The sequence below is a fragment of the Streptomyces sp. NPDC050625 genome, from assembly GCF_040654755.1.
Classification (GTDB): Bacteria; Actinomycetota; Actinomycetes; order Streptomycetales; family Streptomycetaceae; genus Streptomyces.
Genome location: NZ_JBFAIQ010000044.1, coordinates 21409 through 43920, shown reverse-complemented (window position 1 = coordinate 43920; position 22512 = coordinate 21409). Strand labels below are relative to the sequence as shown.

The 22512-nt window shown below is 65.6% G+C and carries 18 protein-coding genes and 4 pseudogenes; 14 read left to right on the top strand and 8 right to left on the bottom strand.

Going from position 1 to position 22512, the window contains the following annotated elements; all coding sequences use genetic code 11:
• The first annotated feature begins 215 nt into the window (after positions 1-215).
• From AB0I54_RS43615 to AB0I54_RS43595, 5 genes are all read left to right on the top strand, one after another.
• Positions 216-350 (top strand): DUF6233 domain-containing protein, encoded by a 135-nt coding sequence (locus tag AB0I54_RS43615; RefSeq protein WP_363301932.1) that lies wholly within the window; start codon positions 216-218, stop codon positions 348-350.
• A 117-nt stretch (positions 351-467) separates the two neighbouring features.
• A complete protein-coding gene (locus AB0I54_RS43610) occupies positions 468-671 on the top strand; it encodes a hypothetical protein (protein WP_200698015.1) in 204 nt (67 codons plus the stop codon).
• A gap of 63 nt (positions 672-734) precedes the next feature.
• Positions 735-1549 (top strand): IS5 family transposase gene (locus tag AB0I54_RS43605; RefSeq protein WP_363301931.1). Its coding sequence is split into 2 segments (ribosomal slippage): positions 735-1074 and positions 1074-1549, totalling 816 coding nucleotides; the frame shifts between segments, so codons are not numbered across the junction.
• A 363-nt stretch (positions 1550-1912) separates the two neighbouring features.
• The gene (locus AB0I54_RS43600) at positions 1913-2116 is read left to right on the top strand and encodes a hypothetical protein (protein ID WP_363301930.1); all 204 of its coding nucleotides are present in this window, start codon (positions 1913-1915) and stop codon (positions 2114-2116) included.
• Positions 2117-2186: 70 nt separating this feature from the next.
• Positions 2187-2390, top strand: coding sequence for a DUF6207 family protein (locus AB0I54_RS43595; protein ID WP_363301929.1), 204 nt, complete (start codon positions 2187-2189; stop codon positions 2388-2390).
• Between the two features lie 91 nt (positions 2391-2481).
• On the opposite strand, the pseudogene AB0I54_RS43590 reads toward AB0I54_RS43595, so the two are convergent.
• Positions 2482-4018 (bottom strand): annotated as a pseudogene (locus AB0I54_RS43590) (ISL3 family transposase).
• Between the two features lie 152 nt (positions 4019-4170).
• Positions 4171-4824, bottom strand: a complete 654-nt coding sequence (locus tag AB0I54_RS43585) for a TetR family transcriptional regulator C-terminal domain-containing protein (protein WP_363301928.1) — start codon at positions 4822-4824, stop codon at positions 4171-4173.
• 191 nt (positions 4825-5015) lie between these two features.
• On the opposite strand from AB0I54_RS43585, the gene AB0I54_RS43580 reads away from it, so the two are divergent.
• The 5 genes from AB0I54_RS43580 (at position 5016) to AB0I54_RS43560 (ending at position 8848) form a co-directional block, all read left to right on the top strand.
• Complete coding sequence (locus AB0I54_RS43580; protein WP_363301927.1) at positions 5016-5564, top strand: carboxymuconolactone decarboxylase family protein; 549 nt, start codon at positions 5016-5018, stop codon at positions 5562-5564.
• A gap of 79 nt (positions 5565-5643) precedes the next feature.
• Positions 5644-6468 (top strand): isocitrate lyase/phosphoenolpyruvate mutase family protein, encoded by an 825-nt coding sequence (locus tag AB0I54_RS43575; RefSeq protein WP_363301926.1) that lies wholly within the window; start codon positions 5644-5646, stop codon positions 6466-6468.
• A 59-nt stretch (positions 6469-6527) separates the two neighbouring features.
• Positions 6528-7175, top strand: coding sequence for a nitroreductase family protein (locus AB0I54_RS43570; RefSeq protein ID WP_363301925.1), 648 nt, complete (start codon positions 6528-6530; stop codon positions 7173-7175).
• 166 nt (positions 7176-7341) lie between these two features.
• Complete coding sequence (locus AB0I54_RS43565) at positions 7342-7725, top strand: MmcQ/YjbR family DNA-binding protein (RefSeq protein WP_363301924.1); 384 nt, start codon at positions 7342-7344, stop codon at positions 7723-7725.
• 205 nt (positions 7726-7930) lie between these two features.
• Positions 7931-8848 (top strand): NADP-dependent oxidoreductase, encoded by a 918-nt coding sequence (locus AB0I54_RS43560; protein WP_363301923.1) that lies wholly within the window; start codon positions 7931-7933, stop codon positions 8846-8848.
• A 1217-nt stretch (positions 8849-10065) separates the two neighbouring features.
• Here the strand turns inward: AB0I54_RS43560 and AB0I54_RS43555 are convergent.
• The 3 genes from AB0I54_RS43555 to AB0I54_RS43545 all read right to left on the bottom strand — a co-directional run bounded on the left by AB0I54_RS43555 (position 10066) and on the right by AB0I54_RS43545 (position 14279).
• Positions 10066-10503 (bottom strand): universal stress protein, encoded by a 438-nt coding sequence (locus tag AB0I54_RS43555; RefSeq protein WP_363301922.1) that lies wholly within the window; start codon positions 10501-10503, stop codon positions 10066-10068.
• A 95-nt stretch (positions 10504-10598) separates the two neighbouring features.
• Positions 10599-11837 (bottom strand): MFS transporter, encoded by a 1239-nt coding sequence (locus AB0I54_RS43550; RefSeq protein WP_363301921.1) that lies wholly within the window; start codon positions 11835-11837, stop codon positions 10599-10601.
• Between the two features lie 786 nt (positions 11838-12623).
• Complete coding sequence (locus tag AB0I54_RS43545; protein WP_363301920.1) at positions 12624-14279, bottom strand: IS4 family transposase; 1656 nt, start codon at positions 14277-14279, stop codon at positions 12624-12626.
• 261 nt (positions 14280-14540) lie between these two features.
• Here AB0I54_RS43545 and AB0I54_RS43540 point away from each other — a divergent pair, with 261 nt between their 5' ends.
• The 3 genes from AB0I54_RS43540 to AB0I54_RS43530 all read left to right on the top strand — a co-directional run bounded on the left by AB0I54_RS43540 (position 14541) and on the right by AB0I54_RS43530 (position 17468).
• On the top strand, positions 14541-15041 hold the full coding sequence (locus AB0I54_RS43540; protein ID WP_363301919.1) for an ATP-binding protein: 501 nt from the start codon (positions 14541-14543) through the stop codon (positions 15039-15041).
• 145 nt (positions 15042-15186) lie between these two features.
• Positions 15187-15597: an SsgA family sporulation/cell division regulator gene (locus AB0I54_RS43535; RefSeq protein WP_363301918.1), complete on the top strand. Its 411-nt coding sequence runs from the start codon at positions 15187-15189 to the stop codon at positions 15595-15597.
• Positions 15598-15602: 5 nt separating this feature from the next.
• On the top strand, positions 15603-17468 hold the full coding sequence (locus AB0I54_RS43530; RefSeq protein WP_363301917.1) for a BTAD domain-containing putative transcriptional regulator: 1866 nt from the start codon (positions 15603-15605) through the stop codon (positions 17466-17468).
• A gap of 160 nt (positions 17469-17628) precedes the next feature.
• On the opposite strand, the gene AB0I54_RS43525 is transcribed toward AB0I54_RS43530, so the two are convergent.
• Positions 17629-20454, bottom strand: a complete 2826-nt coding sequence (locus AB0I54_RS43525; RefSeq protein ID WP_363301916.1) for an AAA family ATPase — start codon at positions 20452-20454, stop codon at positions 17629-17631.
• 394 nt (positions 20455-20848) lie between these two features.
• Positions 20849-21334 (bottom strand): annotated as a pseudogene (locus AB0I54_RS43520) (dihydrofolate reductase family protein); the annotation flags it as partial.
• Between the two features lie 324 nt (positions 21335-21658).
• Between AB0I54_RS43520 and AB0I54_RS43515 the strand changes: the two are divergent.
• Positions 21659-21832: pseudogene (locus tag AB0I54_RS43515) on the top strand (toxic cation resistance protein); the annotation flags it as partial.
• A 25-nt stretch (positions 21833-21857) separates the two neighbouring features.
• Here AB0I54_RS43515 and AB0I54_RS43510 read toward each other — a convergent pair.
• Positions 21858-22214: pseudogene (locus AB0I54_RS43510) on the bottom strand (MFS transporter); the annotation flags it as partial.
• Positions 22215-22512 lie beyond the last annotated feature (298 nt).

The window sequence follows — 22512 nt, the reverse complement described above, 5'->3', positions numbered from 1 at the left end:
CACCAGGCAACCTTGACAATCTTCATTCCACAGAATGCGGGTGTGGCACGCGATATGGCTGGCCCACATCGACCGCAAGATCGCAGCCCTGGAGCGGCGGCAGGCCGAACACGAATACGGCAAGCGCAACCGTCCACGGTCTCCGGACTGAATCGTGGAACTGCGCATCGGCACGGGCCGGCCACCCGTCCCAGGTTCACGCCGGCGACTGCCACATGGCGGGCAAGCGACGTCGTGCGGTCAGCCACGAGGAAGCCCGGCGGCTGCTCGCTGCAGGGCTGCGGGCGTGCAGTCACTGCCAGCCCGACGTCCGGCTGCACATCCTCGACTTAAAGCTCGTTACAGAATGAGCCGTTCGTGACCGGCCGGGTTTCCGGCTCCGTCCCTCTTTCCCGGTTGCGGCAACCTACCCATCGCCGACCGTTAGCCGCTTGGATAGGGTCCTCGCTAACCCTTCAGGAGGTGTCATGGCGAAGGTCACCATCAGCCTGGACAGCGATTTGGCCATCGAGGTCATGCTGCTGGCCGGCACCAGGAGCCCTCAGGATGCTGTCGAGTTGATCGTCCGGGACTACCTGGCACGGGGTCACCGCACCGAGGCTCGTGCCGGTAACGCCGCCGACCAGGAGCGCCTCACCGACCGGCGGTCAGCGCCGGAAGAGGGCCGATGAGCACTCAGGTGAGATCGGCGTGTCGGCTGGTGGTTGAAGGTCCGTCTGGGCAGGGTCCGGCTGGTGTCTATCGATCTTGTCTCCGACGACTTGTGGGAGCGAATAGCTCCACTGCTGCCGGAGCGGCCGCCCCGACGTCACCGTCATCCCGGACGGCTGCCGGTGCCGGACCGGGTTGCGCTGGCGGGCATCGTGTACGTACTACGCAAGGGAGTGGCCTGGCGCGACGTCCCAGTCCAGGTCGTCGGCTGCTCGGGGGTAACCGCTTGGCGTCGGCTGCGGGACTGGACTGAGGCTGGCGTCTGGCCTCGCCTTCATGAGGCACTCCTAGCCGAGCTGCGGGCAACCGGCCTGCTGGACATGGACGATGCGGCCATCGACGGCTCCCACATCAGGGCCCTCAAAGGGGGGCTCACGTCGGCCCTTCACCCGTCGACCGCGGCCGCCCCGGCTCCAAACACCATGTGATCGTCGACCGCCACGGCACGCCTCTGGCCGTCTCCCTGACCGGCGGGAACCGGCACGACATCACACAGTTGATCCCCCTGCTGAACGCGATACCCCGCATCCGAGGAGTGCGCGGACGTCCCCGCAACCGACCCAAACGGCTCTTCGCCGACCGGGGCTACGACTACGACAAGTACCGCCAGCTAATACGGAAACGCGGCATCAGACCCCTGATCGCCCGACGCGGCGTTGCCCACGGCTCCGGCCTCGGCCGCACCCGCTGGGTCGTCGAGCGGACCTTCGCCTGGCTCCATCAGTTCAAACGACTCCGTGTCCGCTATGAGCAACGAGCCGACCTCCACCAGGGACTACTCGAACTCGCCTGCAGCATTATCTGCCTTCGACGGCTCCGCCACGTCATTCTGAAATGATCAGTTAGCCGCCCTGGCGGCGGCCCGGGCAGCGCGGCGGCGGCGCCGACGCGCACCATGGCGAGCGCGCCCCGATCCCCGGCTGCGTCCGCGCCGCCCATCCAGCCCTTCCCTCACCCTCAACTCCAGCCAGGGCAGGGGCGAAAGCGGCCGCAACGGGGATGCCAGACCCCCGACCACGCCCCTGCGGCAGGGGTGACCTGCGCGGATGCGGCGGCGTCGGCGAGCCTCGCGCAAGAGAAGTCGCAAGGGTTGGCGCAGGAGATGTTGCCGACCGCGCCGGACGTGGCTCGAACAACAGTGTCAGACAGGCCGATATTCTGCGGGTGAGGTGGCCGGAAAACGTCACCCGGAACAGGATCCATGAAGACCACTCCCCCGCCCCTGATCACGGAGCCCGACCCGTCCGCGCTGACCTGCCCCACTGACCGGGTCGGTTTCTGCGCCGGGTGCCAGCGCAAGACCCACAAGTACGGCAGCGGCGGCTGTCCACTGTGCCAGTGGTGCATGGGACCGGTCATGAAGCAGTGGGGCCCGGCCGTGCGCTACATCAGCACGCGCACCTGACCGCGTACCCGGTCAGGTGATCACGCTCAGGCGGGAGAACTTCTGCGGACGTCGGCACGTCATGCCGTGCATGAGGCAGATCAATGACACGCATGTGGCCGTGCCGGGCCTGGCCGCGGTGGAGGTCGCGGTCGCCGATGACGAAACCGCCTTCGCCATCCAGGACCTGCTCGCCGCGCAGTGCACCATCGCGCCGGCGGACCGTACAACCCGCGAGCCCGGCGAACCCGGAGTCCGGCTGCGGTTCTTCCTGGACCAGGAACCCGACACGTAGGCCCGCGGCAGGCGCGGGCCTTGCTCGTGCCGAGCTAGGGTCTGTCCAATCAACGGCCCTGTCTCGCTTTTGGTGGTGACGGAGCGTGCCGTCATCCGAGAAGGATGCGATGGCGGAGCAGGGTGAAGCCTTCTCGGCCGTGCATCTGGCGCGCGATGCGCTTGGTCTTGGTGTTGACGCCCTCGGTGGGGCCGTTGCTGTACGGAAGCGTGAGGGCGGCGATCACGGCGTCGAGGTCTCGCTCCAGACCTCGGGTGAAGGCGTGCAGGTGGGGCAGGTCGACGCCGCGGACCTGGCTGATCCAGCGCGACAGCGCGTCGGCATTGTCGGCGTGAGGTGCAAGGAGCGGAGCGAAACCCCTGACAGCTGCTGCCAGTTGGGTCATCTCGGGGCACGCCGCGGTGAGCTTGGCCAGGAGCTTCGCATTGTTCGGCCTTGAGGTTGTCGGGCCTGGTCAGCAGCATCCGGGCGAGCCGGCGCGGGGAGATATGACTGCGCTCGGCGTCCGCACGGCCCTGGTTGATGTACTTGTGCAGGAGGTTCAGGCAGCCCGTGAACCCCAGGGCCTTGATCTCTTCGAAGAGATGGTTGACCGGGACGCCTGGGTCCTCGGCCCGACGTTGGCGCAGGTGCTCACGGAACGGATCGACCAGACTGGCGCGGTACTTTGGGACACGGAGCATCCGCTCGGGCCGGTCGGCTCGGGCGTAACGTTTGACGGTGTTCAGGGCCAGTTGCAGGCGCCGGGCGCATTCGAGCAGACCTACGCCCTGGTCGAGCAGGCCATGGACTTGATGCCAGCGTTCCAGCGTCGTCTGGGCTCGAGGCCCGTCATAGATGGGGGCGTCCAGCACGGTGGCCCAGCAGGTGCTGTGCGCTTTGACCTCGCTCAAGACGGCTTCACACAGGTTGTGCCACAGATGCCACCGATCGCCGATCTGCGTCGCACGGGGCAGCGCCCGGCGGATGGCCTCGGCGTCGGTCGCGGAGCCGTCGCGGCACACGGCCTCGATGCCCGGATGTTCGCGAAGCCACGCCTCCAGGGAGTCGGCTGTGCGGTCGGGCAGCACGTCGATCCGCTCATGGGTATCGGCATCGATGATCACGGTGGCGTAGCGGTGGCGCCGGCGCAGAGCGAAGTCGTCGACGCCGATCACGCGGGGCGTCCGCCTTGCGGGTAGCGGGATGCGCAACAGGGTGCGCAGGGCCGTGTGGCGCGAGATGCCCGCCGCGAGTATCGCCAGCAAACGTGCCCCGGCCCGGGCCGCTAACTCCTTGACCACGGCCTTGATTTGCCTGGTCAGACGGGTGGTGCGTCGCTGGTATCGGTCCAGGACTCCAGGCACCTGCTCGCGGAAGGTATGTCGGCAGCCGCGGGTGGGACACACCAGACGCCGCACACGGACCACCACCCGCCGCCCGTCCATCGGTACGTCGGCCACGGTCCGCCAGTGATAGCCATGCACCCGCACCGACGGCACCCCGCACACCGGACACGGCGCCATGTTCTGAGGCGTCCTCGCCCGCACCGCGATCCGCTCACCCCCGTCGACCACGTCGTCTATGACCAGCGGGAACAGGCCCGAAAACACCATCTGGACAAGCTCATTGACATCCTTTACATGAATGCCAACGACGCGTCATGACACTCCGTCACCACCGAAAGCGAGACAGGGTCGTTGATTAGACACTCCCACCACGGCGTCTTGTAGTGCGCTGGCTGGGGTGTCGGTGTAGGCATGTTTGATGGCGCTGCTGACCAGTTCGACCATGGAAGCGGCTATCCAGCTTGGAGTACGCCGTTGTCGGGAGATGTGGCGAAGGTCTGCATGTAGTCGATGGCTGTCTGCAGCGCGTCTTTCAGTGGAGCGATGTCCCGCGCGACCTGGGCGAGGAGCATGCCGCCCTGGAAGGCAGCAAGGAGCAGATTGGCCAGCTGCGTGGGATCTGCCTCAGCGCTGATGCGCCCAAGTTGCTGCATGCGCTCGATTCCATCCCGGAAGACGTCCCTCCACTGGTCGAACGCACTCGCGAGCTCGTCGTGAACGTCAAGGTCCGTCTTGATGATCTCGCTCGCCAGGGAGCCGAGGCTGCAGCCTTCCTGGTAGGCGCGCTCGTAGCCGACGTAGAAATCCGCCCACGCCCGAAACGCGTCGAGGTTGTCGAAGCAGGCGAATCGCTCACTGCGGTGGAAGGTGAGGACGCGCTCGGCCTGCCAGGCGATCACGGCCAGGACGAGGCTCTCCTTGGTCGGGAAGTAGTGGTTGAGCTGTGATCCGCTGACGCCGGCAGCGCGGCGGAGCTGTTCGTTGTTCGTCGCGTGGACGCCCTTGGTGTAGATGAGCTCAGCCGCGTGCTCCAGGATGCGGGCCCGCGTCGCCTGCCCCTTGGACGTGAGCTTGTGAGGCTGCGCAGCTGCAGTAGTGCTGGTCATGCTTCATGGTACCCCAGATTGGGCTTGACAGCCCAGATTCGAATGATGTTCACTCCTGCGAGTGGGCCACGCAGCCCAAAACTTGCTCGGCAGCAGTTCGTGGTCACAACGAGGACTGGACCTCTGAGGCAGTAAGAACCGACCTGGGCTCGACGCTGACTCCTCACACACTCACCGGAAGTTGATTCGCCATGTCACGACTGCACGCTCCCTCTCCCGACGAAGTCCCGGACGGCGCGAAGGGCATCCTCGACAACGTCGGCGCACAGTTCGGCTTCGTCCCGAACATGTTCGCGACGCTCGCGTCGAACCCGACCGTCCTCGACGTCGTCATGACACTGCAGAGCACCCTGAGCCGGGTTCTGGACGCGAAGACGCGGCACACCATCGCGCTCGCCGTGTCGCAGGCCAACGGGTGCGACTACTGCCTGGCCATGCACACGTACGTGTCATCCCAACTCGGCGGCATGTCGAGCGAAGACATCGGCCTGGCCCGGGCCGGGAGCTCCACCGACCCCAAGCGCGCCGCGGTCGCTCGTTTCGCCCAGCAGGTGGTGGACAGCCACGGTCAGGTGAGCGACGCCGACCTCGCGGTCGTGCGAGGCGCCGGGTACACCGACCCGCAGATCCTGGCGATCGTCACGGTGGTGGTGCAGGTCCTGCTGACCAACTTCCTCAACAACGTCAACCAGACCGACATCGACATCCCCGCTGTCAGCCCGGCCGGTACGCCCGGCTGACCGCCGGAACTCCCGCCGAGGCCGCGCCCACCGTCGGCAAACCCCTCACCACCCAAAACGATCACTCGGGAGAGGCTCGATGTCCGGCTCCGAACTGTATGAGAAGTTCATGGCGCTGCACACCCGTGACGGTGGCCTTGTCATGCCGAACGCATGGGACGGCCTCTCGGCGCTGATACTGGCCGATGCCGGCTTCGAGGCAATCGCGACATCATCGGCGGCACTCGCCACCACCCTCGGCCGGTCCGACGGACGTCACGAAGTCACCCGCGAAGAGCACCTCGAGCATGCGCGGCTGCTCAGCGGGCTCACCGGACTGCCCGTCAACGGAGACTTCGAGGACGGTTATGGCGACACGCCCGAAGACGTCGCCACGACCGTGCAAGCCGCCGTCAAGTCCGGCCTGGCCGGCATCGGGATCGAGGACACCTCGGGCAACCCCGGCCAACCGATCCGCGACTTCGACAAGGCCGTCAACCGCATACGCAGCGCCGTCAACGCGGCCAAGGGACGCATCGTCATCACCGGCCGCACCGACAACTTCCTCCAGGGACGGCCCGATCTCGACGACACCATCCGGCGTCTGACGGCCTTCGCCGAGGCCGGAGCGGACGTGCTCCACGCCCCTTACCCACCCGACCTCGACGCACTCGTCGCCATCGTCACCGCCGTCGCGCCGACACCGGTCAACGTCCTCATCTCACCCGCAGACAAGGTGCTGACCGTCGCAGAACTACGGAAGGCCGGAGTCAAACGCATCAGCACGGGTCCCGCGCTCTACACCCATGCGATGCAGGCGCTCGAACAGGCCACCCAGGCGCTCGTCGCGGGGGATCTCACCGCCGCGACGACAGGAATCAGCTTCGAGCGCATCAGCGAACTCCTTGCCCGCGGCAGGAATTAGCCCAGGCCCCGCGAACCATCGCTCCTCACCCACTCATCGCAGAAAGAAGGCAGACTGCCATGAATCTCGACAAGCTCATGAGCAAGCATCTCACCCGCTATTTCGATCCCAGCAAGACCATCCCGGAGGCAACCCTTCAGCAGCTGCTGAAGTTCCTGCGCTCCACGCCGACATCGGTGAACGTACAGCCCAACCACTTCTACGTCCTCGCCACGCCCGAAGGCAAAGAGCACCTCGCCAACAACCTGGGCGAACGGTTCCAGGACAACGCCGAGAAAATCCTGAACGCGTCGCACACCATCATGCTCACCACCCGGGCGGATCTGCCCGACAGCCACCTCGAGGCGGTGTTCACGAAGGAAAGGGCGGATGGCCGGTTCCCCGACCCGTCCAAGCAGCAGTTGTGGGAATCCATGACCCGAGACTTCCTCAGTCTGCGAAACTACGGCTACAAGGACCTCAACCACTGGATGGAGAAGCAGACCTACATGGCCGTGGGCCTGACCATGATGGCGGCCGCTGAACTCGGCGTCGAAGCCACACCGCTGGAGGGATTCGACCCGACAAGCGTGGACAAGGCCTTCAAGATCCGCGAGACCGGACACAGCACAACGGTGCTGCTAGCCCTCGGCTACCCCGACCCGGAGAGGGTGTATACCACGCCGATCTCACGATTCGAGGCCGACCAGCTGTTCACCTTCGTCTAAACACCCACCCCGCCAGACCAACACACACAACACATAGAGCTCGTAACACGACCTCGTTGGCGTTGCCGGCGTGCGGGCGCCACCGTTCGAGGCGGCCGCGCGGGACGCCGCCTTGGGTCCTGGCCGAACGGTCAGGGCACTCGGGTCGACAGAGGAGTTGAACACCGTGGACGGACTGGAGCTGCAGAAGATCGCGCACGACAGTACCGCGGAACTGCCCGGCACCGACTTGGAGCATCGTTCCGACCCCAACTGGGAACTCCACAAAGTGCGTGGCAAGGTCTTCATGCTCATGACCGACATGCCAGGGCGCCCCGTCGTGATCCTTAAAGCTGATCCGGACGACGCCGCTGCCCTGCGTGTGCAGTACGCAGACATCACCCCCGGCTATCACATGAACAAGCGGCACTGGATCACGCTGGAAGGCGGGGGCACCATCGACGAGAAGCTGGTGAAGGAGCTCGTGATCGACTCCTACCGTCTCGTGGTCGGCGGGCTTCCCAAGTCCGAGCGGCCCGTCGATCCGCACACCTACGGCCGCCGCGCCTGATCGTCGTCATGCCCATCAACGGCGAGAATCTCCAGGGCAGAACGCGCGACACAGCACTGGCGATCGGCCACCGGCCACCGGAAGGTACCCGAGCCGCCACGCGCACCAAGTCCATGACCTGAGTATGCGCGACGCACGCGGCTCATTCTGAAGAAACACCACTCATGATCGTGTTAAGAGCTCTCGCGAGAAAGGGACAATCTCAATGAAAGCCATTGTGGTGACCGACCAGGCTGCAGGGACGGCCGGGATGACGCTCACGGAGCGGCCTGAGCCCGCCGCGGCGATCAACGACGTCATCGTTCAGATTCATGCATCGGGCTTCGTCCCGACCGAGATGGAGTGGCCATCGACCTGGACCGATCGCGCCGGCCATGACAAGACACCGTCGATCCCCGGCCACGAGTTGGCCGGAGTCGTCACGGCCCTCGGCTACGGCACGACAGGACTGTCGGTCGGGCAGCGGGTGTTCGGCCTCGCCGACTGGCACCGCGACGGCACCCTGGCGGAGTACGTGGCGATCGAAGCACGCAACCTCGCACCACTGCCGGGCGACGTCGACTTCACGGTCGGCGCGTCCCTGCCGATCTCGGGTCTGACCGCGTGGCAGGGACTGTTCCAGCACGGCCGCCTTCAGGCCGGCCAGACCGTCCTCGCCCATGGCGCTGCCGGGGCGGTCGGGACGATGGTCACCCAGCTCGCACGTGAGGCCGGCGCGTACGTCATCGGTACCGGACGCGCCGCCGACCGTGAGAAGGCACTCGACTTCGGCGCGCATGAGTTCATCGACCTCGAGAACGACACGCTCAAAGACATCGGCAGCGTGGATCTGGTCTTCGACGTCATCGGCGGCGACGTTCAGAATCAGTCCGCCGCCCTGATCAAGGCTGGAGGAACACTGGTGTCAGTCGTCGGCCCGGTCGAGGCGCGGCCCGCCGACGGCCTGGCGGTGGACTTCGTTGTCGAGGCCGACCGCGCCGAACTGGGTGAGATCGTGCAGCGCGTGCGCGACGGACGGCTACGGACAAACATCGGTGCCGTCGCAAGCTTCGATGATGCCGTTGCTGCCCTCAACCCGACCACGCGACGTAACGGGAAGACCATCATCCGCGTACGCCCGTAAGGAGCGGACGGCCACAACCCGACCGGCGGGCCTGACTCACGGTGCACGAGATGACGCGGTTCGACCGCGAGGCCGCGGAACTCACCGCGCTCGCCCACCACCTCTTCGCCCACGGCCTGGTGATGGAGACACTCGACGGCGATCCGAACGGTTGCTGTCGCCGATCCTCGCCAGGTCACTGGGGCGGTACGGGCGGGGCAGGGGCCGAATCCTTGGCGGTCTTCCTGCTTGACGGCCACGTGCAGGCCCGGCTCGTTGTGGAAGATCGCGGTGGTGCCTGGAGCCTCGGAGGTGGGGTGCGGACACCGTGGCCGCCACGGTGCTCGTCGTCGGCTCGAAGAGGGCGATCCGGATGCAATCCACCCCGCCTGCCCGTTCACCGTAGACCACGCAGAGCGCCCCGTCGCGAACTTCGTCGGAGTCGAGGCATCACCGAGCACATCCACCGATCGCAGCACCAGAGTTTCGTCGAACGCCGCCTGGTATCCGAGCCGCAGCATCCCGCGCCACCACACCGCCGCGAAGAGGTCGCGAGCCTCGTTCTGTCCGAGCAGCCTCGGCGTTTGGAGCATCGCGGCTCCTCTCGCAGGAGCGGTCCCGACCATGATGACCGGGCCGTGTTGATGCCAACGGCGACAGCACCGACCACTGCGGCATCCTGATGAGAAGTTCCGCCACTCGACCGAACTCGACAGCCAGGGACGCGGAGGGTCGGTCCGCCTTCAGTTGCTCGACGGCTGCCGCGATCCAGGAGTGACTCGGCCGGTGCGCCGACCATGGTGATTCCGAAGACCCCCGCCCCACCGCTGGACGGCCTGGGGCGGGGCAGGTCGGCCGATGGGTGCGGAGCATCGTGGTACGTCGCTATGCCGTACCTGCCACTGTGTTGGAGCCACCACAGAGGGCATCGCTTACCTGACGAGATAGCCATGCTCTCTTTGACGTGGCGACGTTCACGCTCTGGCGCGGGAAGACCTCCGCCTCTCACGTCAGTCCGCAAGCGGGTTTCCCTCGCTCAACGTGAGGTTGGCTCGGTTACCGGGACTCTTGCAGAAAGCCCCGGCGTGAACGCCGGGGCTTTCTGCAAGAGTCCCGGTAACCGACTGATGCGTGGCCACGTCTGCAGGCGCAGCGCCATGGGCCACTGCCCATGGCACAGCAGGGCACACGCTCGACATCCTCCCCGGGATCGAATGATCAAGGCGTCTCGGCCTGGTTCAGCTGCTGGCGGCCTCGCGCCTTTCCGGAGCGAGGAGGACCGCCGTGTTGCTGGCGTGCGTCACGATGTCGCTCACGCGGGGATTGAAGAGTGCGGCGACGACTCCGCGGTGGTGCGGGCTGAGGACGATGAGATCAGCGCCAAGTTGCTCGGCCGTCTCGTTGATCAGGGTCGGCACATCGTTGAGCAAACCGTTGACGAGCGTGCCGTCCGCCTCGACTCCCTCGTCGCGCAGAGCGGCGATGGCCTCGTCCAGGATCGCCTTGGCCTCAGCGTCGTTCTCCAGGCGTACGACGGTGTCGAGCGTGGCGGTCGCTGCGGCGACATGCAGGACGTGGACAGAAGCACCGGTCAGCCGGGCCATCTCACCGGCCATACGTACGGAGGTGAGACGAGAGGGGCTGGGATCAACCGCGACCAGTATCCGCTTGAACATATGTGTGCGTTCTCCTTATGCAATGAAGTTCGGTGAGACACCCGCGGTGACGGCGAACGGGTCATCGCCGCGATAGCCGCCCGTCGTCCGTTTGGCTACTGGACGTCCTGGCCTTTCGTGATCGGAGTCGCCCGCGGGTTGCGGGCACCGAGGACGGTGAACAGGGTGGAGACGAGGGCGAGTCCGCCGTAGCCGAGCGAGATCTGTGGCAGCGAAAAGGTGTGGGTCAGCTGGCCGGCGATGAGAGCGGGGATCGTCGCGCCGCTGTAAGAGAGAAGGTAGATCACGCTGAAGGTCGGAGCCCGGTCAGCCAGGGTACTGCCGTGCAGCAGGCCTCGGGTGGCGGCGCTGATGGCGATGCCTTGACCGGCGCCGGCGACGACGGTCGCGGCGATGAACAGCGCCAGTATTCCGGTGGTGATGGCTGTGATGACGCCGATCATTCCGGCCAGGAAGCCAATCATGCCAAGGCGCTGGGCTCTCGCGGGTGTGAACCGGCCGCCGAAGGGAGCGCCGAGGACGCTGGGACCCATGTAGGCGGCGAATGCCACTCCGAGGATGAGTGTGCTGTGGGTGTGCAGTTGGTCTTCGACAAGCGCGGGCACGAACGCTTGGTAGAAGGCCCCCGCCGCCCAGGTAGCCAGGAACACCGCTGCCGCGACGGGGAGCACACGCTTGACTCGGGCCGGTACGCCAACCCGGGGTCGCAGTGATCGCCAGACGCCGGGCCTCGGAGTCGCGGTTTCCGGGCTGAGGGCGATGAGTGCGACAGACAGGAGAAGGAGGCCGATGACAACCAGGTAAATCAAGTCGCGTGGCCATGGCCCGTACTGGACCAGGGCGCCGGAGGTGATGGCGCCGACGGCGAGGCCGAGCATGACTGTCTGACTGGAGGCGACCGATGCCAGCCAGGCGGGCTTGGGGGGTGCGGCGTCGACAATGTAAGAGGTGAGACTGCTGCTGGCCAGTCCGGCGCCCAGGCCCATCATGAGCCGACCGGTGATCAGCATGCCGATCTCGTGGACGTCCAACAGCAGCAGACAGCCGAGCAGGAGCAGGCTGAGGCTGGCGATCGAGACGGGCCGCCGACCCAGGTGACCGGACAGGCCGCCCAGGAACAACAGAGTGGCGAGGGTGGCGACGGAGTAGACGACGACGGTGATCGAGATGTCGGCGTTGGTGAACCCGTCCTCGGCCCGGTAGACGTTGAACAGCGGGATCGTCGAACCCACCGCGGCGAACACCGCCACCAGCGAAATCACCGCGGAGAAGAAGGCCAGCCGGAGCGTTCCGACCCTGCTGACAGGGTCGGTCACTGTTGCTGTGTTCTGCATCGTGCCACGTCTTTCTCTTGTCCTGAGCCACCCTTGGGCTTCTGCGGGGTCCTCGTCCGCGTGCACGGTTGTCTCGCGACTGGACCCCGCGGGGGACGGGTCAGGTGCCCGGAGCGATCGCACAGGCCGAGACACAGACCCAGGTGCCCTCACGCTCTTGGTACGCGTCCGTGTCCAGAGCTTCCTTCTCCGCTCCGTCGGCGAGCATGGTGTACGTGGACCGGCCGTGGATCAGCGCAACATCCGGGTATACGTATCTTGACCTCGTGCACCGCGAGATCCTTGAAGGGCAGCGGTTGAGCGATGTAGTGGCCGACTGGTTGGTGTCGCTCATCGACTTGCCCCTTCTGCGAGCCGTTCGGCGCGTGTTGCGGGAGCTCCGGTCCGGTGGTGCACAGCGGCCGGCGTCATCGTGCAGCCAGTTAGTGTCGGCTCGTCACGCGGTCTTACCGACACTGTCGCGATCTTGTTCGTATCCATCGCGTCAGGTCCGCTGAAGCGTGTTACAGAAGGCCGTGCTCGTGCCCTGGCAGTGTTCGGACAGTCCGGAGGCCGCCAAGCGTGCGCGATCACGATGGTGCCCGGCACCGGGTGGGCGGCGGATTGATGCCCAGAAAGGGACGACCTGCCGGATCACATCTCGGGCCGCGACTGGTACAGCACAACCGCATCCACCTTGAACTGCGGCGGACGGTCCTTCATGACCACGAGATGTCCGGTCTCCGATCGTCAGGATCCGGTGTCTCGTGTGTCCAAGATCAGGGGTCAGAGCCCAAGGCCGGGTAGTTAGCGTATTTCCGCTGGTGGCAAGAGGGTTGAGCGAGTTCTCGGGCTGCTGTAGGTGGCGGGGCCGGTCTTGGTGATGAGTCCGTTTACGGCCCATCTGTCGAGCTGTCGGTACATCGTGCTGAGGGTGATGTCGCCGAGGTGGCGGGCGAGGTCGCGGGTGTGCCACTGGCGGCCGGGTTCTGCGTGAAGGAGCTCCAGGACGCGCTGTCTGCGCCGGTCGGCGGCCGGTGTGTGCCGATCGTCGTGCGAGACGATGGGCAAGTCGGGATCGGGTTCGAGGATGGTGACGTCGAGGTCGGTGACCAGGCGGCTTGTGTCGGGGCGGCCGTCGTCTTGGCGTTCGGCGTACCGGGAGACCGATGACCTGACTTTTCGGGTGCTGATGCGGGGTCGCCGATGCGGGAGGAGCCCGGCCAGGACCCGGTTGCCGATGACTCCGGTGGTGCGGGTGCCCGGGTTGCCGGGCTTGATGACGTCGGCGGCCTGGACCACGAGGTCGCGGGCGGTCTGGATGGCTATGGTGAAGCCGCAGCGGTCCGGATCGGTGCCCGGCCGGGACTCGGCGGCCTCCAGCATCACGGTCCGAAGCGCCTGGTAGAGGGCGAGCAGGGCCCACATCTCCTGCTCGACCCCGGCCGGGTCACCTGAACGCAGGACCCGGCCGTCTGTGATCGTGTGACGCAGAGCAAAATACGCCGACTCGTGCTCCCACCGCTGGTGGTAAAGGGCAACGAGAGCCGGGACGGGGTAACGACGAGCATCGGTCAGCGTCGTCACCAGCCGGTAGGAGTTGGTGAACGAGCAGTCGTCATAGGTCACGGTGATCTGCGCTTCCACGACGCGTACCGGGACGGTGCCGATGACCGAGAGGTTGGAGCCATCGGTGAGCCGGCTCAGGACCGGGGTGCGTCGGTTGGCGCGCAGCCGGCCCAGGAACCTGGCTCCGGTGTCGTGCACGGCGGAGAGGAAGGCGTTGACGTCGAAATCCTTGTCCCACAGGACCAGCATGCCGGGGCCCAGGTGGTGCAGGAGCCTGCGAGCGTAGGAGGTCTCCCCGTCGCTGGGAGTGCCGAACACGGCGCCGATCAGGGCACGAGTGCCGGTCTCCACCAGGGTCATCAGTTCCAGCATCGGATACCCGCCACGGCTGCCGGGTCCGAACCACTCCACGTTGCGCTCGGCATCGGGGAGCTTGATCGAGCTGCAGCCGTCGAAGGAGACCATCCGGAACGGCCCGAACCGCACTCCGGGAGTCACCGGCTGGGCGAGCGGGCCGGCCAGGCTCTCGAACACGCGCTTCATCGGTTCTGCACCGAGCCGTCTGCGCAGGTCACGTAAGGCTTTCGCAGTTGGCTCCGCGACCTCGATCCCGACGCCCGTAAGGGCTGCGGTCAGCTTGTGCCAGACCAGCCGGTAGCCGACCTCCGGGAACAGGCACATCGCGAGGAGGAAGTAGACCCCGACCCGCGAGGGCAGATCCCGTAACCGGCGCTGCACGCAACGGGTTTCATCCAGAACGGCATCGACGAGGTCGAACGGTATGACCTGCGTCAACTCGCCCAGATGACCGGGCGCGAACCGGCCTTCGGCCACGGTGAACTCGCGGGTGACCCTCGCCAGACCGGGTGGCAGGGCACAATGACGCGTGGGCAACGGGGCTCTTCAACGGCCGGAAGTCTTGGCGGACTACCTGACCAACGCGGCCCCGATGGCCGCGTTCCTACCCGACACCGAACTCCCTTGCCACCAGCGGAAATACGCTAACTACCCGGCCTTGGGTCAGAGCCCCAAAACATTGGGGGTCAACCCTAATGCCCGGCTTAAGCGGGGCTCGTAGAACAGAGGGCGTAAGGGCTTCGCCGAAAGGGCCCAAGATCGGTGAGGCCGTCTCCCGCAGCACGGGAAGTGATCGCTATGTACGCCATCGTCGAGGACCTGGTTCGCCCAGCCCAGGACACGGGCCAGACGCGTGACCGCTCGGACACCGCGGTGTCCAGGCCGGGTGCACCGGCCGGTGGCGTGGTGGCCCAGGCGCTGGAGCACCGGCCGAACGCAGCGGGCGCGGCACGAGCGATCACCCGCGCCCTCCTTGAGGACTGGCACGTGGACCAGGACGCCGCGGAGAACGTGCTGCTGGTGGTGTCCGAGCTGGTCACCAATGCCATCGAGCATGCCTTGCCACCGGTGGCGCTGCACCTGTATCGGGATCCGGCCGAAGACCATGTGTGGGTCGGTGTCACCGACGGCGGGCCGACCCAGAACGATGGCGTCTGGACCTCCTCTTGCACCCAGGAGGAGCACGGCCGGGGCCTGACGGTCGTCAAGGTGCTGGCCACCCGCCACGGCACCCACACCTACCCCGGCGGCACCGCCACACACTGGGCCCTCCTGACCGTTCACGAAACAGAGGCCTGAAGCGGCCGCCTGCCCGGCATGCCTGATCACAGTCCGCCTGAAAAGGGCGTGAGGTCACCGAAAGCACGCATCCAAGATCAACGTCGGGCAGGGCTGCCGGCCCCGAACCCGCTCCACCCTGCACATCGACAGAACAGGAATCACCATGAGCTCTCCTGACCTGGAACTCAACATCGACTTGGCACTCGTAGTCACCCCTGACCTGCACATACGTGTGCCCGTGCGCTTCTCGTATGCATGCACCGACCCGTACGCGGTTCAGCTGTCCTTTCAGGTCACACCTGACCACATGGTCCACTGGACGTTCGCCCGAGAGCTACTCGACCAGGGCATGAGAACGGTCGCGGGACTCGGCGACGTGAGGATCACCCCCATCGAGCAGGGGGGCCAATACTTCAGCATCGAACTCGAACCTCCAGACGGCTACGCACGCCTGGAAGGCCCTGTCGCCCCGGTCGAAGCATGGATCGCCAAGACCCACGAGGCCGTCCCCGCCGTCAGCGAGACCGTCCTCCTGGACATCGACCGTTTCCTTGAAGAGCAATCAGGGCGGTAGACGTCATGCACGCCGACATCCAGTTCTCAGTCCTTGGCCCGGTCCGATTGCACAGCAACGGGCTGGAGGAGGCAGCCGGCCAGCCTAGACAATGCGCTGTACTTGCTTCGCTGTTGCTCAGGGCGGGCAGGCCTGTCAGCCTCTCAAGGCTCGTGGAGGACGTGTGGGGAGACGAGGCTCCACCTTCGGCCATCGGCTCCGTGCGCACGTATGTCTACCGGCTCAGGCGAGCGCTCGGCGAGCGGAGTGACGGCTCACTGAACCTGGTCGACGGGGGCTATCTCCTGCACGTCCAACCGGACGCCGTGGACCTGAACATTTTCAAGGAGACGACGGCCAAGGCCCGAGAAGCCCGCAGCGCCGGTGAGCTGGCGGCCGCGGCGAACCTGCTGTCCAAGGGCCTCGCGATGTGGAAAGGGGAGGCCCTCGCCGGGGTGCCGGGGCCGTTCGCAAGCCAGCAGCGCAACGTGCTGGGCGAGTTGCGTTTGGCGTGCGCCGAGGACAAGCTCGCCTGCGAGGTGGAAATGGGGCGCTACGCCGAGGCTGCTGCTGAACTCTCCGCTCTCCTTGTCGAGCATCCGCTGCGGGAGCGCGTATGCAGCCTCCTCATGATCGCGCTGTACGGCGCCGGGCGGCAGTCCGAGGCCCTGACGATCTACCACACGACCAGTCATCTGCTGCGTCAACGCCTCGGCGTCAGTCCATCGCCTGAACTGCGGCAAGTCCACGAGCGCATCCTCTCCGGACGATTCCAGCTTCCGACAACCACCAGCCGCCCGGTCGGCGGGCGACGCACCACCTCGCCCCGGGCGCCGGCCCAACTGCCGGCAGCGCTGCCCAGCCTCGTTGGGCGCGAGAGGGAGCAGGAGCAGGTCGAGCGCTTGGTCGCCGATGCTGCGGCCTCGTCCTCGGTGGCCATCTGCGTGGTCGGCGGGGTGGCAGGCGTCGGCAAGACGGCTTTCGCCACCACCGTCGCCCACCGCCTTTCCGACCGCTTCCCGGACGGTCAGCTCTTCGCAGACCTGCACGGGGAAGGGCCAGGAGCCGAGCCGAGGGACCCGGCAGGGGTCCTCGCGGACTTCCTGCAGACTCTGGAGGTACGGCCCGAGGCCGTGCCCGAGACCACGCAGGCTCGAGGACTCATGTTCCGCGACCTGCTGGCCAAGCGCCGCATGCTGATTGTGCTTGACAACGCCTGGAACGCAGACCAGCTGAAGCATCTCCTCCCCGGGAACCCCGGTTCCATGGCCCTCATCACCAGCCGCATGCAGCTCCACGCGCTGGTGGCTGCCTACCAGGCACTCCCCCTGACCCTGCTTCCACTGAGCCAGGCGGACGCGCGCAGCTTCCTCGCCCGCCGCCTCGGAACAGCGAGGACGGCTGCAGAGCCCGCGGCCGTCGACCGCATCATCCACCTCGCCGGGCACCTCCCCCTCGCACTGGCCAATGTCGCCGCCCGCGCGGCCTACCGCCCTCAGATGCCGTTGACGAGCCTGGCCGATGAGTACGCACGGTCCGAGCACAACGCCTTGGATCCTTTCACCAGCGAAGAGGACCCCGTACTCGACGTCCGTGCCTCCATCGCCCGGTCGTACCGCCTGCTCGACCCGGAGGCCGCCTCCCTCTTCCGCGCCCTCAGCGCCTGGCCCGGGAGCGTGTTCGCCACGTCTGATGCCGCGAGCACAGCCGCGCAGTCCGAACAACGGGTACGCCAAACCCTTATGCGGCTGATCCACGCACACCTCGTCTCAGAGATCGTGCCGGGCAGGTACAACTGGAACCGCCTCGTGGCCGCCTACGCCGCAGAGCAAGCGGGCTCGGACAGGACTGAAAGGACCCGACCAGGCCGCCCGCCACGATCCATCGAGTGATCTCTGATCACACAGTGCGGCTGTCTTCGGGGCATTGACCGTTCCAGAAAGTCGACGGCGTCCGGTTCGGCCCATGTTTCGCCTGTGACCCAACTCGGCTGGATGCGCGCGGAACTGACATTGTCACCGGATTTCCACTCCGATGAAGTTCCCATTTCATTCATGACACACCCAGCGCGGCGGAAAGCTGTACGCGACTGGTAACGCATAGCTTGCGATAACAGTTTGAGAGGTGGACCTCGACAGTCTTAGGGGTGACGAAGAGGATTTGGGCGATCTGCCGGTTTGTCTGGCCTTTCGCTGCCAAGTCCGCAACCCTTCGTTCGGAGGGCGTGAGCGCGCCTGGACCGGTGAGTGCTGTTCTGCGTCGGCGGGCTCCTGCGGTGGCAAGTTCAGCACTGGCCCGGTCTGCGAGGGGCACGGCACCGCAGCGGGTGGCGAGATCAAGCGCCTGTCGTAGCGGCGGACGAGCGTCGCTGCGGTGACCAGCCTTACGTAGTGCGGCGCCGAGGTCGACGAGGGCCTTTGCATACTCGAGGTGCGCAGGGGAGTCTTTGAGTACCTTTATTGCCTCTTTGAACAGTTCGAGTCGGTCCTGTTCGGGGGAAATGAGGCCCGACACACGCAAGGCCCGACCCAGAGCGCGAGGCGCACCCCACCGTCGCGCGAGGTTGAGATTTTCGTCCGCGATGACGCGAGCCTCACTGCCGCGATGAAGGTAGTGCAGAGCCAGTGCAGCCAGTGTCCTCCAGTCCGCGACCGCCGGGTTTTGAATTTGATAGAGACGGCATGCTTCCTCTGCCTGTCGGGCGATTTCAAGAGCCGTTTCATAGTGGCCTCGGACCCTTTGCAGCCGACTGAGCACAGTCAGGGACAGGTACACCGGTCCTGGAGGGCAGGTTGTTACGGTCACTCCGACTTCTGCAAGAGCCTGCTCAGCCTCATCGAGACGTCCTTGCTCGATCAAGGCCTCGGCCAGAACCGTGCTGCCCAAAAGGCGGGCGACTCCCGAACCATTGAGTTGTCCCACCCGAATAGTCTCGCGTCCGTCTTGTTCGGCCCCCGCAAGATCACCGTGCCACAACAAGGTGTAGCCGCGATGAATATAGATGGAGGCCAACGTAAAGAGGGACCCGCCGACGTGGGCTCGCTTCACAGCATTGTCCAGGCTGGCTATTGACGCATCGTCGTCGGCCGCCGCCAGGGACCACCACCCGCAAGCCAGCGGCCCGTTGGGGTCTGCTTGGTCGACGAACGTGTCATCCGCGAGAGTCTCGCGCGCGCGAAGTACTCCGGATGGGTCGCCAAGGGCAGTATTGCGACCGGCAACTGCGCAATAAAGCAGGCGGTCTCCGACGCCGTGGCCGTGAGGGAGTTGACGTAGCTCTGGCAAGCAATCCACTATGTCTTCCCTGCCAGGGACATACCAAGTACTGGAACTGAGAAGGCTGGCCTGAAGGCGCTTCCTGAGATCGTCATCATTGTCCGGAAGACCTGAAATCGTTGATTTTTGTATATCAACTCCAGCGTCTGGCCTCCCGAGGTAGATATAGGCCATTCCCAAATAGGGCGCAATGTCCGCGCGTTTAACGGGGTCCTTGCCGTCCCACGCTTCTTGCAGAAGACGAGCCCCCGTCACGACATCAAACAGTAGGGCGGTTTTCCCGGCTTCCAGTAGAATCGCTTGTCGCTCGTCGCCTTTTAGCGACTCGTCAAGACTTCGACGCAAGTAGACATAAGCGCTCTCTGGAGCGCCGCGTGCTGCTGCAGCAGCGGCGGCAGCACGTAGGTCCGTAACAGCCACCGGATCCATGGTTGCCGGTATTCTCATCAGATGGTATGCCACTTGCTCCGGAGGAGAGCCGCTCTCCCGCAAAAGCATTGCCGCACGGTGATGTGATGTGGTGCGGTCAATGCGGTCAAGGGATTCATAAACGGCATTACGCACAAGAGGGTGCACAAAAGAGAGAGTCGGAGAGCCGTGCACCTCGTCGATACGTATGATTCCCCTCTGTTCCAAAAGGATGGCGCACTCAAGCGCCTGACTGATTGAATCCTGCCCTGCCAGCCGAGCCGCACGCATCAGCGGTGAGCGGTCACCCAGAACTGCGACCGCCCGAGCCAACGGTGCGCAGGCCTCTGGCAAGGCCATGAGACGGGATGCGACCAGATGGGCCACTGCAAGCCCTCCGAGATCGGCCACCCGTCCTGCATTCCTGTCGCTGGCAGACACGCCCTGCGCGGTGAAGGTAAGACCGAGTTCGCGCAACAACAAAGGGTTCCCACCGGTGGCCCTGTGACAGGTAGCTGCGAACTCTTCCTCTACCTCGCCGTGCATTACCTGCTGTAGCAACCTTGCGGTTGCCTGGGCGCTGAGCTCCTTCGGATTCAGCTCTGCAAGCGCTGGAGCGGAGATTATGTGCTGCAGCAGTCGCTCATCAATAGCGTGCTCCCCCGTGCGTAGCGCCACAGCTACCAGCACCGGTTGCGTCTCAATGCGGGGCAGGAGGTAAGCCAGATACCGCAGTGATGGCCTGTCGCACCACTGAAGATCGTCCACTACCAATACTAGCGGGCGGTCTTGGCATGCGTTGATGGTGAGCCAATAGAGGCCGTGCAAAACTGCGAAATCGCCGGGTTCACCAGCACTAGAGATGGCATCAATGGCGTCTCGCGCTTGCCTGGCTGCTCCCGTCCACAAGGAATCCCGGGGCGTCCGGTCAGCCTTGAACGCCAACTCTTCAAATAGCTGCCGAACCACACCAAAGGCAAAATCTTGCTCGAATTCCGTACTGCGCGCAGCCGTCACGCTGAACCCGGCCTGGATTGCTGCAGTACGGATCTCTGAAAGTAGTCGACTCTTTCCGGTGCCGGCCGCTCCCTTCACCAGGAGCAGACCGCCACCCTTCTTAATCCCCTTGATGGTGTTTGCTATAAGGGCAGATTCTGTCTCTCGTTCGAGCAGTTCAAGTTCCCTACGCGCCATTGCTCCAGTGTTCCCCCGTATGCGTTGTTCATCAAGACTCAGGACGTATGCGCGGCAGCTGTAGATCAAGGAGATTGCGCATCCGGGGTCTTTCGGCTGGTCAGGGTGTGCAGATGCCGTCCAGCAGCTCAGGGCGTTCTGGAGGGTGTCGAGGACCCGGTAGGGGCTGAGCCGAACCCAGCGTGGGCACTTTGGCCCAGTCGTTGCGGCAAGGAAGGCGTGGGCGGCGGTCATGAAGTGATGCGGCGGTGTCAGCCGGACCAGGAACGCGAAGTGGTCAGGTCCAGGCCATCCTTCCGGACGTGCTCAAGTTCCTGACAGGTGCGGCATGTCGGTCGCCGGAGAGCTTCCGGGGCACGTCCGGCTGCTCGATCTGGTGTAGTGCGTGGATGCCTTAGCAGTGCAGGGTGGGCCGGTAGATGAGGTCCAGGATGCCTCCGTCGAACGTCCGGTGCACGATCAACTCAAGGCCGAGTCGGCCGCACCCCCGAAGATTGGGTCGGTCCCAGTCCCACCGCTGATCACTGGGAAGAGCGTCACCTGGACGAGATCGACGAGCTCTGCCATCAGCGCCCGGTCAAGCGACAGACTGCCGTGCGAGCGCAACGGCACCCCGGACTCCTCCTTTAGCCGGGCGACGACATCGGCGGCTTCGCCGGCCACGACCGACCCGTCCGGCCATTCCAGGGGTCGTGCGAGCGTCGTCGAAACCACCGTTGTCGGCATGCTCCGCATCCGGGAATTCACCGGATCAAGGTCGGCTCCGGGATCGGCCCCAGCAGCTCGACGAACTGCCGAAGGTGTTAGCCCCCAGCACCAATCACTGCTCCTGGCTGATCACGGCAAGGCGATTGTCAAGGAATTCAGGGCCTTGTTTTCCCAGTGGCCGCCCTACTCTGCATTACGCAGGTCCGCTCGCCGGAGCCGCCATCGACTCGCTGACGGTGCTCCCGAATTGCTGATCAGCTTCGGGACTGGCGATACGGCGGCTTCGCCGCCACGCGGCCCGCCGACGCAGGGAGCCCGACCACCACTGACGACGGCTCGCAGCGGCAGGTGCGCGCGACCACGGCGCCTGACAGGTGGCCGGGCCTAATTCGCCTGTCCGCCCCGGGCCCACCTCACCCTGCACGAACGGGATGTGCCGGGAAGTAGATTCGGCAAATCCAGGGCCTGACCGGCGACTTCGAAACATCCTGGAAGGGTGATCGAGGTCAACGGCAGTGCGGGCACCTCTGCGATCAGCCTGTCCAAGGTGCAAGAACGTGCCTCCGACTCCGACCTGGTCAGCCTCTACACGTCGGCAGGCGCCAGCATTCACGACCACGGGCTGGAGGGTGTGCGCCCCGCGGTGTTCCTGGTGCTGGACCGTTCAGGCCCGGGGTCGCGGCGCGGCGGAGCGCCTAGCCCATCTCCTCCAGCGCCTTGCCCTTCGTCTCCTTCACGAACTTCAGGACGGACGGGATGGAGGGCGCCGCGAAGACCGTGTAGATCACGTAGGTCGCGGAGAGATTCCCGGCGGACAGCGACGGGAAGCTCGCGGTGATGGCCCAGTTGGCGATCCACTGCACGGAGGCGGCCACGTCCAGCGCGGCGGCGCGGATCTTGTTCGGGAACATCTCGCCGAGCATGACCCAGAGGACCACGCCCCAGGACAGGACGAAGAGGACGAAGACATGCGCGGCGGTCAAGGCGGTCCAGCCCTGCGCGGCCGGGGGCCTGCCATCGACCAAGTGGTGGGAGAAGGCCCAGGCCACCAACCCGTCGCGCGACGCCCGATCGTCTCTTCGACGGCACCGAGATGTCACGCCCCACAAGATCCGGCGCCTCTTCGGCGAGGGTGGCATCCACCGCGCGTCTACTGCGCGTCGACGTGCGGTTCTTCCCTCTGCCCCGGCTCGAAAAGGCGCATTATGCTCGGGCCGTGCCAAGGCGCTGTCGCCTGTGGTCGGACCACGAGGCGCCTGCGGCACCATCCCCGTCCAACGGCCCCTGCGCCGACCGGGGCGCGCCGGTGCGAGATATTTTGCCCGGTGGTGCGGCCCGAGCCGGCGCAGG

Excerpts from the sequence above, each read along its gene's own strand:
- AB0I54_RS43560 (WP_363301923.1), top strand. The coding sequence starts at position 7,931 with ATGAAAGCCATTGTGGTGACCGACCAGGCTGCAGGGACGGCCGGGATG.
- AB0I54_RS43555 (WP_363301922.1), bottom strand. The coding sequence starts at position 10,503 with ATGTTCAAGCGGATACTGGTCGCGGTTGATCCCAGCCCCTCTCGTCTC.
- AB0I54_RS43610 (WP_200698015.1), top strand. The coding sequence starts at position 468 with ATGGCGAAGGTCACCATCAGCCTGGACAGCGATTTGGCCATCGAGGTC.
- AB0I54_RS43530 (WP_363301917.1), top strand. The coding sequence starts at position 15,603 with ATGCACGCCGACATCCAGTTCTCAGTCCTTGGCCCGGTCCGATTGCAC.
- AB0I54_RS43585 (WP_363301928.1), bottom strand. The coding sequence starts at position 4,824 with ATGACCAGCACTACTGCAGCTGCGCAGCCTCACAAGCTCACGTCCAAG.
- AB0I54_RS43550 (WP_363301921.1), bottom strand. The coding sequence starts at position 11,837 with ATGCAGAACACAGCAACAGTGACCGACCCTGTCAGCAGGGTCGGAACG.
- AB0I54_RS43615 (WP_363301932.1), top strand. The coding sequence starts at position 216 with ATGGCGGGCAAGCGACGTCGTGCGGTCAGCCACGAGGAAGCCCGGCGG.
- AB0I54_RS43600 (WP_363301930.1), top strand. The coding sequence starts at position 1,913 with ATGAAGACCACTCCCCCGCCCCTGATCACGGAGCCCGACCCGTCCGCG.
- AB0I54_RS43535 (WP_363301918.1), top strand. The coding sequence starts at position 15,187 with ATGAGCTCTCCTGACCTGGAACTCAACATCGACTTGGCACTCGTAGTC.
- AB0I54_RS43540 (WP_363301919.1), top strand. The coding sequence starts at position 14,541 with ATGTACGCCATCGTCGAGGACCTGGTTCGCCCAGCCCAGGACACGGGC.
- AB0I54_RS43595 (WP_363301929.1), top strand. The coding sequence starts at position 2,187 with ATGAGGCAGATCAATGACACGCATGTGGCCGTGCCGGGCCTGGCCGCG.
- AB0I54_RS43525 (WP_363301916.1), bottom strand. The coding sequence starts at position 20,454 with ATGGCGCGTAGGGAACTTGAACTGCTCGAACGAGAGACAGAATCTGCC.
- AB0I54_RS43575 (WP_363301926.1), top strand. The coding sequence starts at position 5,644 with ATGTCCGGCTCCGAACTGTATGAGAAGTTCATGGCGCTGCACACCCGT.
- AB0I54_RS43580 (WP_363301927.1), top strand. The coding sequence starts at position 5,016 with ATGTCACGACTGCACGCTCCCTCTCCCGACGAAGTCCCGGACGGCGCG.
- AB0I54_RS43570 (WP_363301925.1), top strand. The coding sequence starts at position 6,528 with ATGAATCTCGACAAGCTCATGAGCAAGCATCTCACCCGCTATTTCGAT.